Origin of the sequence: Croceibacterium salegens (assembly GCF_009827435.1) — a bacterium.
In the GTDB taxonomy this organism is placed as follows: Bacteria; Pseudomonadota; Alphaproteobacteria; order Sphingomonadales; family Sphingomonadaceae; genus Croceibacterium_B; species Croceibacterium_B salegens.
In genome coordinates this window covers 352654-366164 of the sequence record NZ_WTYM01000033.1, presented here as the reverse complement: position 1 = coordinate 366164, position 13511 = coordinate 352654, and the positions used below count along the sequence as shown (strand labels likewise).

12 protein-coding genes are annotated in these 13511 nt (G+C 65.4%); 6 read left to right on the top strand and 6 right to left on the bottom strand.

Translation table 11 applies throughout. The features are described from left to right. The coding region (locus GRI89_RS07810) for a G8 domain-containing protein (protein ID WP_201290882.1) at positions 1 to 473 on the bottom strand (473 nt) is incomplete at its 3' end. 344 nt (positions 474 to 817) lie between these two features. Here GRI89_RS07810 and GRI89_RS07805 point away from each other — a divergent pair. The 3 genes from GRI89_RS07805 to GRI89_RS07795 all read left to right on the top strand — a co-directional run bounded on the left by GRI89_RS07805 (position 818) and on the right by GRI89_RS07795 (position 3736). Beyond that, positions 818 to 1795 (top strand): glycoside hydrolase family 43 protein, encoded by a 978-nt coding sequence (locus GRI89_RS07805; protein ID WP_328598145.1) that lies wholly within the window; start codon positions 818 to 820, stop codon positions 1793 to 1795. A 27-nt stretch (positions 1796 to 1822) separates the two neighbouring features. Then, positions 1823 to 2740 (top strand): alpha/beta hydrolase, encoded by a 918-nt coding sequence (locus GRI89_RS07800; RefSeq protein ID WP_159793803.1) that lies wholly within the window; start codon positions 1823 to 1825, stop codon positions 2738 to 2740. A gap of 162 nt (positions 2741 to 2902) precedes the next feature. After that, entirely contained in the window at positions 2903 to 3736 is an 834-nt protein-coding gene (locus tag GRI89_RS07795; protein WP_235912859.1) for a hypothetical protein, read from the top strand. Here the strand turns inward: GRI89_RS07795 and acs are convergent. Further along, the gene (gene acs, locus GRI89_RS07790; RefSeq protein ID WP_159793799.1) at positions 3733 to 5682 is read right to left on the bottom strand and encodes an acetate--CoA ligase; all 1950 of its coding nucleotides are present in this window, start codon (positions 5680 to 5682) and stop codon (positions 3733 to 3735) included. The genes GRI89_RS07795 and acs overlap by 4 nt on opposite strands. A gap of 45 nt (positions 5683 to 5727) precedes the next feature. Beyond that, positions 5728 to 6180 (bottom strand): MarR family winged helix-turn-helix transcriptional regulator, encoded by a 453-nt coding sequence (locus GRI89_RS07785; protein WP_235912858.1) that lies wholly within the window; start codon positions 6178 to 6180, stop codon positions 5728 to 5730. Between the two features lie 50 nt (positions 6181 to 6230). Between GRI89_RS07785 and GRI89_RS07780 the strand changes: the two genes are divergently transcribed. The 3 genes from GRI89_RS07780 to GRI89_RS07770 all read left to right on the top strand — a co-directional run bounded on the left by GRI89_RS07780 (position 6231) and on the right by GRI89_RS07770 (position 10283). Further along, complete coding sequence (locus tag GRI89_RS07780; RefSeq protein ID WP_159793797.1) at positions 6231 to 7091, top strand: p-hydroxycinnamoyl CoA hydratase/lyase; 861 nt, start codon at positions 6231 to 6233, stop codon at positions 7089 to 7091. A gap of 103 nt (positions 7092 to 7194) precedes the next feature. Beyond that, positions 7195 to 9315, top strand: coding sequence for an acetate--CoA ligase family protein (locus GRI89_RS07775; RefSeq protein ID WP_159793795.1), 2121 nt, complete (start codon positions 7195 to 7197; stop codon positions 9313 to 9315). A gap of 11 nt (positions 9316 to 9326) precedes the next feature. Next, positions 9327 to 10283 carry an aldo/keto reductase gene (locus GRI89_RS07770; protein WP_159793793.1) on the top strand — a complete coding sequence of 319 codons (957 nt, stop codon included), beginning with the start codon at positions 9327 to 9329 and terminating at the stop codon, positions 10281 to 10283. A 3-nt stretch (positions 10284 to 10286) separates the two neighbouring features. Here the strand turns inward: GRI89_RS07770 and GRI89_RS07765 are convergent, their stop codons facing one another. The 3 genes from GRI89_RS07765 to GRI89_RS07755 all read right to left on the bottom strand — a co-directional run bounded on the left by GRI89_RS07765 (position 10287) and on the right by GRI89_RS07755 (position 13491). Continuing rightward, entirely contained in the window at positions 10287 to 11048 is a 762-nt protein-coding gene (locus GRI89_RS07765; protein ID WP_159793791.1) for a hypothetical protein, read from the bottom strand. 47 nt (positions 11049 to 11095) lie between these two features. Beyond that, positions 11096 to 12220 carry a serine hydrolase domain-containing protein gene (locus GRI89_RS07760; protein ID WP_159793789.1) on the bottom strand — a complete coding sequence of 375 codons (1125 nt, stop codon included), beginning with the start codon at positions 12218 to 12220 and terminating at the stop codon, positions 11096 to 11098. Positions 12221 to 12306: 86 nt separating this feature from the next. Then, a complete protein-coding gene (locus GRI89_RS07755; RefSeq protein WP_201290881.1) occupies positions 12307 to 13491 on the bottom strand; it encodes an acyl-CoA dehydrogenase in 1185 nt (394 codons plus the stop codon). Positions 13492 to 13511: the final 20 nt, after the last annotated feature.

Sequence of the window (13511 nt, the reverse complement as noted above, 5' to 3'; positions counted from 1 at the left end):
CCGCGCAGCATCATGATGCCGCGGTCGCCCATGGTGTTGATGTTCTCGCCCGGAACCTTGTCGGTCAGAGTGATGGTCGCCTTGTGGGTGAAGGGCTTGGCCTCGGTGCCGATCTGCAATTCGCCGCCGGGGAGGTAGATCCAGTCGGTGACGAGCGACAGGTCACGCTCGTCGGCAAAGGTCAGCTTGCCCTGCACGGTAATGCTGCGCAGCTCGGGCGGGCTGACATCGAGCAGGACCTCGGTGCCGCGCGGAATGGTCACTTCCTCGCCCGCCGCCGGCACCTTGCCCGAAGGCCATGCCGAGGCGTCCGACCACTTCACGGTCCGCGTGATCGCGCCCGGGGCGGCCGCGTCCATCGCCATGTTGGCGTGATCCGCGTGATCCTGCGCGGAAACGCCCGCGCCACAGGCGAGCAGCAGCGAGGCAAGAACGAGACGAGTGTAAGTGAACAGCCGAAACTGTTTGCGCATGACTGGTTTCCCCTCTCCCAAGCGAAGCTTGCCGCATATTCCCGGCTTGGGCAGTTTTTTGCAACGAACAAACTGGTTTGCCAAGCGAATGGGCACGCAGAGCCGTCGATAGCGGCGCGGCACGGAACGAGGAGTCGGTTCAAACTCAGCCCAACTGTGACACCGCAGGCAGGTGAAAAACCGGTCTCAAGGTTTGTCGTCTTGCAAATTAGTCAGACAAATAACACGATGCGAGAAGCCGCCATACTTCGAAGGTCGAAATGCACTCGCTTCTGCCCCATCGTTGCCGGACCAAAGAGCTGCCATATTTGGCAAAGGCGATCGCGTGGTGTCGAACCGGCATCGTGGCCGTTGCCCTGGCGGGCAGCACTGCATATGCCGGGCCTGCAGCCAGTGAACCGGCGCCGGGGTCCAATCCGATCGTCCGCGACAAGTTCACTGCCGACCCCGCCCCGCTCGTGGTCGGCGATACGCTGTACCTGTATACGGGGCACGACGAGGCACAGCGCGACGAGATGTTCAACATGCGCGAGTGGCTCGTCTATTCGACCACCGACATGAAGACCTGGACCGATCACGGTCCGATCATGCGGGTGGCCGATTTCAAGTGGGCCAAGCAGGACGCCTGGGCCTCGCAGGCGATCGAGAAGAATGGCCGGTTCTGGTTCTACGCCGCCGTCGAGCACGACGCCACGCATCCGGGTAAGGCGATTGCCGTCGCCGTGTCCGACAGTCCGACCGGCCCGTTCGTCGACGCCAAGGGATCCGCGCTGATTGTCAACGAGATGACTCCCAAGGGCACCCACAGCTGGGAGGACATCGATCCGACGGTGTTCACCGACGACGACGGCACGACCTGGATCGCCTGGGGCAACCGGCAGTGCTACATCGCCCGGCTCAAGCCCAACATGATCGAAATCGACGGGCCGATTACCGAGATCACTCCGCCGAATTTCGAGGAGGGGCCGTGGCTGCACAAGCGCGGCGACATTTACTACCTGACTTATGCCTCGCTCGACCGCTCGAAGCATCGCGACGAGAAAGTGTCCTACGCCACGGCTCCCTCGATACAGGGGCCCTGGACGTATCGTGGCGAGTTGACCGGGTCGGGCAAGTACAGCTTCACGATCCATCCCGGCATCGTGCAGTTCAAGGGCCGCTGGTACCTTTTCCTGCACAACGCGGCACTGACGATCGGCGACCAGAACGGCGCGATAGGTCGCCGAGCGGTTACCGTAGAAAACCTCGAGTACAACCCTGACGGCACGATGAAGCCGGTTGTCCAGACCGACGCCGGTGTGTCCGCGTCGTTAGCCCGATAACCCCGAGTCCCAGCCCGGAGTCCCGCCATGACCAGCAAGAAGACCTTCGCCCGTTTGGCCGCAATCGCGATAGCCGTCGGCGTGCTCCCCGCTCAGGCGGTGGCGCAAAACGATACCATGACACCGATGGACACACCGGCGCAGGTCGACGCCATAGTGCTCGGCACCGGTCCGCTACCGGGCGCCACCGCACCCGAAGCATGGCACAGGCAGTACGGCAGCGCGTTCGCCCGAAACGTTACGGTGGCGACGCTCACGCCGTATCTCGCCGACCCCGCCAAGGCGACCGGGGCCGCGGTGATCGTCGCGCCGGGCGGTGGCTTCCGCACTTTGTCGATGGAGAACGAAGGGTCCGAGGTCGCTCAGGCGCTTGCCGCGCGAGGGGTGTCGGCGTTCGTGCTCAAGTACCGGCTTAACCAGACGCCGCGCGATCTGGCCGAGTTCGCACAGCCGAGCAGTTCGGCGCCTCCACCGCGGGCGTCGCCCGACTCGGCGGCGGCGAGCCTCGCGCCGCAGATCGCCGACGCGCGCGCCGCCTTCGCGCTAGTGCGTTCGCGCGCAAAGGAGTGGCACGTCGATTCCGACCGGATCGGCATGGTCGGCTTCTCGGCCGGCGCAATGCTGACAATGACGACCGCGCTGTCGGGAGGGGACGCGAAGCCTGCCTTTCTTGGCGATATCTATGGACCGCTCGGTGCTGTGACGGTTCCGGCCGATGCTCCACCCTTGTTCGTCGCGCTCGCAGTCGACGATCCGCTGTTCGGCAACACCGGTTTCGGGCTTATCGAGAGCTGGCGCGCAGCGAAACGCCCGGTGGAATTCCACTACTTCGAGCGGGGCGGCCACGGTTTCGGCATGTATCCGAAGGACACCACCAGCACCGGCTGGTTCGATGCCTTTGTCCGCTGGATCGGCATGCACGGCATGCTGGCACCCGCGAGCTAGAAGTAGGCGTTGGGATCAGTCCCGCGGCCGGCTCGCCAAAGGGTCCTCCACCACTTTCGGGTCAGCCAGGGTCGACGTTTGGGGTGGCAATGTTGCCGATTTCCTTGCGCAGGTCCTCGCTGTCGTCGACTATGGGACGTAACAGGGCGCCGGGGGGAGCACGTGGGGAAAGATCAGCAGGCCAAAGGTGAAGAAACGCCAAGCGAAATCATCGAGACGCACGGCGGTGAAACCGTCGAGGCAGGCGAGCCACCTGCCGACCTCCCTATAGACGATAGTGCGTTGCCGGCTCCTACGCGGCCAGCGCAAACGGCTCATGGCTGGCGCTGGTTCGCGGTCGAATATACGGTGGTCGCGTTGGGCGTTTTGACTGCGCTCGGTCTCGACCAGGCGGTCGAGGACTATCATGCCCGGTCCGAACTGGCTGAGACGCGCGCGGTGATCGAACTGGATTTGAGGCAGGCCACGGCCAGCGAGGCCATGGTCGAGCGCAGCACGCAATGCCGGGAGAGGCAATTCGCTGTTTTGGCCGCGGCGGTCGGCAAGGGCGACCTTGCCAGGGCGAACGAGTTGATGGGCAAGGCGCGCATATTCTCGGCATTGCCCGTGTCCGATGCGGTCTGGACGACCGCCCTTGCATCGGGCGTAACCTACGGATTGTCGCCCGAGGAGCGAAACAGCTATAACGGGGCATACTTCCTTGCCCGGCAGCAGTCGGACTTTCAGGTCGAGTTTTTCCGGAGCCAGGCGCGCTTTGAAGGGCTCGTCGGCAGCGAACTTTCCGCGTCGCCGGATGCCCCGGGCCGCGCGCTTGGCGAACTGGTCGAGATGCAGGCTATCGCCGCCAATTCGCGCGGTGTGATGATGGAACTGCGCAGAAACGCGGAAAATGTCCTTGGCAAAGCCGACATCGAACCTGAAGCGTGGCAAATCGCATTTGTCGCCGAATGCGAGGCGGCGGCAGATGCAATGAACGGAACGGAACCCGCGACCTAGCCCGCCACGTGGGGCCTGTTTGCCAACAAATCCTCCACCACACTCGGATCCGCCAACGTGCTCGTATCGCCCAGGTTCCCCGTGTCGTTCTCGGCGATCTTGCGCAAAATCCGCCGCATGATCTTGCCGGAGCGGGTCTTGGGCAGGGCGGGGGCGAACTGGATGACGTCGGGGGTGGCGATGGGGCCGATTTCCTTGCGGACCCACTGGACGAGTTCCTTCCGCAGCGCCTCGGTCGGTTCGACGTCCTCCATCGTGGTGACGTAGGCGTAGATGCCCTGGCCCTTGATGTCGTGCGGCATCCCGACCACCGCGGCCTCGGCCACGGCGTCGTGGTCGACCAGCGCGCTCTCGACTTCGGCGGTGCCCATGCGGTGGCCGCTGACGTTGATCACGTCGTCGATCCGGCCGGTGATCCAGTAGTAGCCGTCGGCGTCGCGGCGACAGCCGTCGCCGGTGAAGTACTTGCCGGGGTACTGGCTGAAGTAGGTCTGGATGAAGCGGTTGTGATCGCCGTAGACGGTGCGCATCTGGCCGGGCCAGGAGTCGAGGATGACCAGCGCGCCCTCGTTTGCGCCGTCCAAGATGTGGCCGTCGGCCGGGTCGACCAGCGCGGGCTGGACGCCGAACATCGGGAAGCTGGCGCTGCCGGGCTTGAGCGCGTGGGCGCCGGGCAAGGGGGTGATCATGTGGCCGCCGGTCTCGGTCTGCCACCAGGTATCGACGATCGGGCAGCGCGCGTCGCCGACGACGTTGTAGTACCAGTCCCACGCCTCGGGGTTGATCGGCTCGCCGACCGAGCCGAGCAGGCGGAGGCTCTTGCGACTGGTTTTCTTCACCCATTCGTCGCCCTCGCGCATCAGGGCCCGCAGGGCGGTGGGGGCGGCGTAGAAGGTGGCGACGTCGTACTTGTCGACGACCTGCCAGAAGCGGCTGAAGTCGGGGTAGTTGGGCACGCCTTCGAACATCAGCGTGATCGCCCCGTTCATCAGCGGTCCGTAGACGACGTAGCTGTGCCCGGTGACCCAGCCGATGTCGGCGGCGCACCAGTAGACCTCTCCGGCGCGGTAATCGAAGGTGTACTCGTGGGTCATCGAAACCCACACGGCATAGCCGCCGGTGGTGTGCAGCACGCCCTTGGGCTTGCCGGTGCTGCCGCTGGTGTAGAGGATGAAGAGCGGGTCTTCGGCGTTCATTTCCTCGGGCTCGCATTCGGCGGGCTGGCCGGCGGCGTAGTCGGCCCAGTCGACGTCGCGGCCCTCGACAATGGGCACGTCCTTGCCGGTATGGCGCAGCATGACCACGCGGCGCACGCCGACCTTCTCAAGCGCAGCGTCGACGTTGGCCTTGAGCGGCACGGCCTTGCCGCCGCGCAGCCCTTCGTCGGCGGTTAGCACAATGTCGCTCTCGCAGTCGGAAATGCGCCCGGCGAGCGCGTCGGGGCTGAACCCGGCGAAGACGATCGAATGCACCGCGCCGATCCGGGCGCAGGCGAGCATGGCGACGGCCGCCTCGGGCACCATCGGCAGGTAGATCGTGACGCGGTCGCCCTTCTTTACGCCGTCGGCGCGCAGGGCGTTGGCGAACTGGCAGACCTGTTCGTGGAGTTCGCCGTAGGTCAGCGTGCGACCCGGCCTGGCCGGATCGTCCGGCTCCCACAGGATCGCGGTGTCGTTCGCCTTGGCGGGAAGGTGGCGGTCGAGGCAATTGGCGGCGAGGTTAAGCGTTCCGTCCTCGAACCAGCGAATGCGGAAGTCTTCGGCGTCGAACGAGGTGTTCTTGACCGAATTGAAGCGCTTCATCCACGTGACTCTCTGCGCCTCGCCGCGCCAGAAGTCGTCCGGGTCGGCGATCGAGGCGCGGTACTTCACCGCGTATTCGTCGGCGCCGATCAGGGCATTCTCGGCCCACCACTGGGGGACTGGGTGGACGGCATGTTCGCTCATTCGCTGCTCCTCTCGCTCGGCGGGGAGCCTAGAGAAGCGCGCGCCTCAGCGCCAGATGGCGTTGAGCGCGGGGAGCAGGTGGCGACGATGTTCCTCGGGCACGCGTTCGAGCAGTTCGGCCTCGAAGGCCTCGATCTCGCGCCGCGCCGCGTCGAGCCGCCTCAGCCCCTCGGGCGTCAGGCTCAGCCCCTGGCTCTTGCCGTCGATCGCCTCGCGCTCGATCAGCCCGGCATCCTCGAGCCGCTTGAGCAGCGGGACCATGTTGGCGCGCTGAATGTCTAGCGAACGGCCTACCGCGCTCGCCGTGACACCGGGATTGACCGCGATGAGCATCAGCAGCGAGGCATCGGACTGGCGCAGTTCGAGCGGCGCGAGGCGCGCGGCAAGCTCCGCCGCCGTGGCGTTGGCGGCGCGGCGCAGGGCATAGCCCGGGAAGCGGATCAGCGGGTCGTCCATCGAATTGCTATTGCCGATAACAAAGGTGATGGTTATGGGCAATAGCAATTGCGAAGCGCCCCATGCGATTCGCGGAAATTGGAGAGACTACCATGGCGATGCCGAGCCAACCCGATCCCCGTCCGCAGGAAGAAACCGTCAAGTTCGACATCGTCGACGGCGTGGCGTGGGTCTATTTCAACCGCCCCGACAAGCGCAATTGCATGAGCCCCAAGCTCAACCGGCAGATGCTCAAGGTCCTCGAGGAGCTGGAGTTCCGCGACGACGTGCAGGTGCTCGTCCTGACGGGCGAGGGCAGTGCGTGGTCGGCGGGGATGGACCTGCTCGAATACTTCCGACTTGCCGAGGAAGAAGGCCTGCATGCCATCCGCTCCAACCAGCGCGAAGCCTATTCGTGGTGGGAGCGCCTGCGCTGGTACGAGAAGCCGACGATCGGCATGATCAACGGCTGGTGCTTCGGCGGCGCCTACGGCCCGCTGTTCGCCTGCGACCTCGCCTACTGCTCGGACGATGCGCAGTTCGGCCTTTCGGAAATCAACTGGGCGATCCTGCCCGGCGGCGGCGCCTCCAAGGTCGCGGCCGAGCTGATGGGTTTCCGCGACGCCATGTACCACGCGATGATGGGCGAGAACCTGACCGGTCCGGAAGCCGCGGCCAAGGGCATGGTCAATGAATCGCTCCCGGCCGACAAGCTCAAGGCGCGCGTCCAGCAGGTCGCCGACGTCCTCAAGAAGAAGGACAGCCAGGCGCTGCGCGCCACAAAGTGGGCCGTGCGCCGCGTGCGCGAGATGACCTACGACAACGCCGAGGACTACCTGATCCGCGCGCAGGAAGCGCTCAACCAGTTCGGGGGCCTGGCCGCGCGCAAGGAAGCGACCAAGCAGTTCCTCGACGAGAAGACCTTCAAGCCGGGCCTCGGGGTGTTCGACAAGACCAAGGTCAAGGCCGACTGATCGGATACGGGGCGCGGCTTGTCCGCGCCCCGCCCACATCCTAGGGACAGTGAAATTCGGCGCCCCGGCCTGCCTGCCGGGGCGTTTCGCGGGAGATGAACGAATGGGCGATCGGCGCTTCACCAACGAACAGATCGACCGGCTGCTGCGGCCGAAGTCGGTCGCCGTGATCGGCGCTTCGGACCGCCACGGCGCGCTCGGCGCAACACTGCTCAACAACCTCGTGCAGTACGAGTTCGACGGCGACATCTATCCGGTCAACCCCAAGCGCGACGAGTTGCAGGGTCTCAAGGTCTATCACTCGGTCGAGGACCTGCCTGAAGGCATCGACTGCGCCGTCCTCGCCATTCCGCGGCTTTTCGTGATCGACACCGTACGCGGCCTCGCCGCCAAGGGCTGCGGAGCGGTCGTGATCTACTCGGCAGGTTTCTCCGAAGCCGGCGAGGAGGGCATGAAGGACCAGTTGGAACTCGGGCGCATTGCCGCCGAGCACGGCGTGGTCATCGAAGGCCCGAATTGCCTCGGCTGCACCAACTACATCGCCCGCGTCCCGCTGACTTTCGTCGAGACCAACATGCAGACGCCGCCCAAGGGCACGCGCGCTGTCGGCATTGCCAGCCAGTCGGGCGCTCTCGCCGCGGTGCTGGCGACCGCGCTGCATCCGCGCGGGCTCTACGTCTCAAGCTCGATATCGACGGGCAACGAGGCCGCCTCCGGTGTCGAGGACTACGTCGAATGGCTGGTCGACGACGAAGACACCCACGTCATCGCCATGTACGTCGAAAGCCTGCGCCGCCCGAAGGCTTTCATTGCCGCGGCCCGCCGTGCTCGAGCAGCCGGCAAGCCCATCGTCATGCTGCACCCGGGCAAGTCCAACAAGGCGCAGGAATCGGCAGCCACGCACACCGGGGCGATGGCCGGCGACTACCAGCTGATGAAGGCCAAGCTCGGCCGCGAAGGCGTGATCTTCGCCGACACGCTCGAGGAACTGGCCGACATCACCGAGATCGCCCTGCGCTGCAAGGCGCTGCCCGGGGCCCACATGGTCGTTCTGGGCGAGAGCGGCGCACTGCGCGGCCTCGCCTTTGACATCGCCGAGGACATCGGCCTCGACCTGCTGCACATGGATGACGACAACAGCCCCGAGCTTCGCGCCATCCTGCCCGATTTCGTCCCCGTCTCGAACCCGACCGACATCACTGCGCTCGGCCTGTCGGAGCCGGAAATCTACACCAAGGTGTTGACCGCGCTGCTCGAGGACGAGCGGGTCGGTTCGGTCGTTGCCTCGATCATCCAGTCGGACCCGATCACCAGCAAGATCAAGTTCCCCGCGATCATCAAGGTGCTCGAGAGCGGAACCTTCCCCAAGCCGCTGGTCTTTGCAGGCGTCGACGAGGGCGCGCGGGTGCCCAAGGAATATATCGAGGGCCTGCACGAAGTCGGCATTCCGTGGTTCCCGAGCACCGAGCGCGCCTATCGCGCGATCGCCCGCCTCGCCGATCTCGCCAAGCGCGACCTGACCGACCGGTCGGGTGCGCCGCTGGTCATCGACGGGCTGGACACGGTCGCCGGCGTGGTGCCCGAATACAAGGCCAAGGCCCTGCTCAAGCCGCTCGGCATCGCGTTCCCGGAAAGCCAGTTCGCCGCGACTGCCGACGAGGCTGCCGCCGCTGCCGAAGCGATCGGTTTCCCGGTGGTCATGAAGGCGCAAGCGGCCGCGCTCGGCCACAAGTCCGATGCGGGCGGGGTGATCCTCAACCTCAAGACCGCCGACGACGTGCGCGCCGCGTTCGGCACGATGTACGCCAATGTCGCGAACTACGACGCCAGCATCCAGCTCGACGGTGTGCTGATCGAAAAGATGGGCAAGATGGGCACCGAGATGATCGTCGGTGCCAAGTCCGATCCCGAATGGGGGCCCGTCGTGCTCGCTGGCTTCGGCGGCGTGACCGCGGAGATCCTCAAGGATGTGAAGCTGTTCACCCCCGACCTTGGTGTCGAGCAGGTCAAGGCCGGGTTGCTCGAACTCAAGCAGGCACCGATCCTCAAGGGCTGGCGCGGGGCACCGGCGCTTGACGTCGATGCCCTGGCGGAGCTTATCGTGCAGATCGGCCGCGTCATGACGGGCAACCCCCGCATCCGAGAGATCGACCTCAACCCGGTCATCATCCATCCTAAGGGTGAAGGCGTTGCTGCGCTCGATGCGCTGATGCTGGTGGAGTGACGCGCTAGCCGATGCAGACCGTCCGCCTTGGCCGAACCGATGCGCAGGTTTCTGTCGTCGGTCTCGGCTGTGGCGGGCACAGCCGGCTCGGCATGGCGCGCGGGGCGAGTAGTGCGCAGGCCGCAGAGATCGTGCGCCGGGCCATCGACCTCGGTGTGACTTTCATCGACACCGCGCATACCTACGGGACGGAAGAGGCGGTCGGCCTTGGCATTGCCGGGCACGACCGAAGCAGCCTGTTCATCTCGACCAAGTCGTGGGTCGGCAAGAGCCTGTCGCAGACCGATCCGGAGAACTTGACGCCTGACGAGTTCACCGCCAGCCTCGAAGAAAGCCTGCGCAAGCTTGGCACGGACTACGTCGACCTATTCCACTTGCACGGCGTCTCCTCGGCGCAGCTACCCTATGCCCGCGAGGTCATCCTGCCCGAACTGCGCCGCCATCAGGAATCGGGCAAGATCCGCTTCATCGGCATCACCGAAGCCTTCCGTGTCGACACCTCCCACGACATGCTGCAACAGGCGGTGCCGACGGGTGATTTCGACGTCGTCATGGCCGGATTCAACATGCTCAACCCCGGCGCGCGCGAGACGCTCTTCCCGCTGACCATGGCCCACGATGTCGGCACGCTGATCATGTTCGCTGTTCGGCGCGGCCTGAACTCGGTGGCCAATGCCGCAGAAGCGGTGGCGGAACTCATCGGACGGGGCGAGATCGATTCAGCATCTGTCAACTCGGCGGACCCGCTCGATTTCCTCCGTGCTACACCTGATGTGAAATCGCAGGTCGAGGCGGCCTATCGCTTTTGCCGCCACGAGCCCGGCGCGCATGTCGTTCTGACCGGGACGGGCGACGCGGCGCATCTCGAGGAGAACATCGCATCGATCCTGGCACCGCCTCTACCGGCCGAATTGCTCGAACGGCTCGATGCGATCTTCGGAAAAGTCACCAGCGCTTCGGGAGAATGAGGGTCAGTATTTGAAGCGGTTTTCGCGGATGTCGTAGGAGATCATGATCCGCACCCAGTCGCCGACCTGATACTGACCGCCTATCATCGGCGGCCGGACGCGGAATTGCCATGCTGCCGAGAGCACCGCGCGACCCATGCCTGAGCCCTTGGGCGATTCTGTTTCGAGCACGCAGTCCTCGACCCTGAAATCGGGCACCGTGCGGCACGAGATGACCGCGTATCCAGCCGTCGCGGTCGAGAGGTAGCCGAGCAGCTCCTTGTCGGTCGGACGGCGATACCAGCTCGCCGCATAGAGCGGCTGGCCGTTCGGTGCAGTGCCGACGCGCTGCGAATCAGCCTGCCGGCTCGGGGCGGCTGGGCCGTAGACCTTGGCACCCGGCGGAGGGGCGGTGATCGGGCGCGGGCTAACCGGCTGTTGTGGCTGGACGATCGGCGCCGGGGTCGGCGCAACTGGGATCACCGCGGCGGGCGGAGGGCTCGGCTGCGGTGCCGGCGGTACGATCCGTTGCGGCTCGATGCGCGGCTGCGTCGCCGGGCGCGGCTTGGGCTCGGGATCGGGTGACGGCTGGCTGTAGTCCCTGGCGTCGAACGAGACGATATCGGCGAAGGGAACGGTCTTCTTGGTGATTCCGGAGCCCAGCGTCAGCAGTGCCAGCAGCAGCACTGCTTCGAGTGCAAGCGTTACGGTGACGCCGGCAATGCGACGCCCGCGGTCGGTTTGGAGGATGGAGGCGATCCGGTCCGGCAGCACGCCGCCGCCCATACATTACGTGGATGAACGGCGCGAGTACGGGGCCTGGGCGAAGCGTCTTATACGGCGAAAATGTCGGTCAACTCGGCGCTCGGTCCGAGCACGTCACCGGGGCTGATCATGCAATTGCCCGCCATCGCGATCGACAGCGCCAGCCCGGGGTAGACAACGAGCGAGGCACGCCCGCCCTGTGTAGCCCCGGCATGATGCCAGCGCAGGCGGCCGGCGCCATCCTCATCGACCCGCCAGCCAAGGCCGAGCGGCGGGCTGTTGTCGCACTTTTCGGTCAGCGGGGTGAACAGCAACTCCCGCTCGGCCGGTGTGATGCGACTGTCAGGCCCGTCGATCAGCGCAGCGCCGAAACGCGCAAGGTCCGGCATGTTCATCAGCAGTCCGGCCCCGGCCCAGCAGAAAGCCGGGTTGACCGCCGGGGCATTGGCCCAGTCGCCCTCGATGTCGGCAAAGCCGGCATCCGGGAACTGCGCCTGCAACATGCGACGTTCCTGCGCGCCGACATAACCGCGCATCCTTCCCGGCACGACCAGGTCGGGACGATCTGGCTTGAGCGAAGGCAGGGCAAAACGCATGCCGACTTCGCTTTCGATGAGGTCGGTGAACGGCTGGTTTGCAGCCTTTTCCATGACGAGCGAGGCGAGGGTGTAACCCCACGACGAATAGCTGACATCCTTGCCGATCGGGCCGACGAGGTCGTCGTCGATGAAGGCGGCAAGGATGGCGGCGTTGTCCCAGCGCGGTCGAGCGAATATCGAGCCGCCGGGCTGGTTCGGATCGAGATCTTTCGGGAGGTAATGCCGCACGCCGCCGCGGTGCGTCAGCAGTTGCAGCAATGTCGTCTCGCGGTGATGCGGTGGCAGGTCGGGCAGCCAGTAGGAAATCGGCGTTTCGAGTTCGAGCAGGCCCTGCGAAACGAGCCTCGCGGCGGCGACCGCGGTTATGGCTTTGCTGACCGAACCGATGCGGAAGCTGTGCTCGGGCTGGGCGAGAATGCCGAGTTCGAGATCGGCGGTGCCGAGGGCGGTGGACCACTGGAGGCCGCCGGTGGTCGCGACCGCGCAGGCGAGTGCAGGCACCGTCTGGCTCTGGTGAAAGGCATTGGCCCAGGCATCGGCCACACCGGCCAGCGTCGGCCCCTCACTTGCACCGCGCTCTGTACGGCGGAACACCATTCGCCTCCCACTGTATTACCAAGGCAACACAGTGTCATATCCCGGGGAGTCGGGTCAAGTCTGCACTGATGTTGTGAGCAAGGTCAGAATGCGGGGATGCCCGTAATCCCGCGCCCGAGGATCAGCGCATGGACGTCGTGCGTGCCCTCGTAGGTGTTGACTGTCTCGAGGTTCAGCATGTGACGGATGACCTGGTATTCCTCGGAGATGCCGTTGCCGCCGTGCATGTCGCGCGCGGCGCGGGCGATCTCGAGCGCCTTGCCGACATTGTTGCGCTTGACCACGCTGATCATTTCGGGAGCAAAGCGGTGCTCGTCCATCAGCCGACCGACACGCAAGCTCGCCTGAAGGCCGAGCGAGATCTCGGTCGCCATGTCGGCGAGCTTCTTCTGGAACAGCTGGGTGGCGGCGAGCGGCTTCCCGAACTGCTTGCGGTCGAGCCCGTACTGGCGGGCGGCGGCATAGCAGAACTCGGCCGCGCCCATGCTGCCCCAGCTAATGCCGTAGCGTGCGCGGTTGAGGCAGCCGAAGGGGCCCTTGATGCCCTCGACATTGGGCAACAGGGCATCGGCGCCGAGCTTTACGTCGTCCATCATGATCATGCCGGTGGTCGACGCGCGCAGAGACAGCTTGCCCTCGATTTTGGGCGCGGAGAGCCCGGCCATGCCCTTTTCGAGCACGAACCCGCGTACCTTGCCGCCGTGGGCTTCGGACTTGGCCCAGACGACGAAAACGTCGGCGAAGGGACTATTGCTTATCCAGGTCTTTGAGCCCGACAGGCGGTATCCGTCGCCGTCTTGCTTCGCAACGGTGCGCATCCCGGCGGGGTCGGAACCGGCATCGGGTTCGGTAAGGCCGAAGCAGCCGATCAGCTTGCCGCTGGCGAGGCCGGGCAGGTACTTTGCTCGCTGCTCGTCCGAGCCGTAGGCGTGGATCGGGTACATCACGAGGCTCGACTGCACCGAGGCCATCGAGCGGTAACCGGAATCGACTCGCTCAATCTCGCGCGCGACGAGCCCGTATGCGACATAGCTCGCCCCGGCGCCGCCGAATTCCTCTGGAATGGTGACGCCAAGCAGGCCGGCCTCGCCCATGAGCGGGAACAGCTCCGGCGCGTCGATTTCGTCTGCGAATGCCGCGATCACCCGCGGCTGCAGAGTTCCTTGCGCAAATCCTTTCGCGGCGTCGCGCACCATGCGCTCCTCTTCGGACAGCTGGTCATCGAGGTTGAACGGATCGGCCCAATCGAAGGGCACCATGTCGGCCATTGCAGGTAGTCTCCTTTGAA

Bases quoted from the DNA above. Each gene is read 5' to 3' on its own strand.
- GRI89_RS07800 (WP_159793803.1), top strand. From the start codon at position 1,823: ATGACCAGCAAGAAGACCTTCGCCCGTTTGGCCGCAATCGCGATAGCC.
- acs (WP_159793799.1), bottom strand. From the start codon at position 5,682: ATGAGCGAACATGCCGTCCACCCAGTCCCCCAGTGGTGGGCCGAGAAT.
- GRI89_RS07780 (WP_159793797.1), top strand. From the start codon at position 6,231: ATGGCGATGCCGAGCCAACCCGATCCCCGTCCGCAGGAAGAAACCGTC.
- GRI89_RS07775 (WP_159793795.1), top strand. From the start codon at position 7,195: ATGGGCGATCGGCGCTTCACCAACGAACAGATCGACCGGCTGCTGCGG.
- GRI89_RS07770 (WP_159793793.1), top strand. From the start codon at position 9,327: ATGCAGACCGTCCGCCTTGGCCGAACCGATGCGCAGGTTTCTGTCGTC.
- GRI89_RS07765 (WP_159793791.1), bottom strand. From the start codon at position 11,048: ATGGGCGGCGGCGTGCTGCCGGACCGGATCGCCTCCATCCTCCAAACC.
- GRI89_RS07755 (WP_201290881.1), bottom strand. From the start codon at position 13,491: ATGGCCGACATGGTGCCCTTCGATTGGGCCGATCCGTTCAACCTCGAT.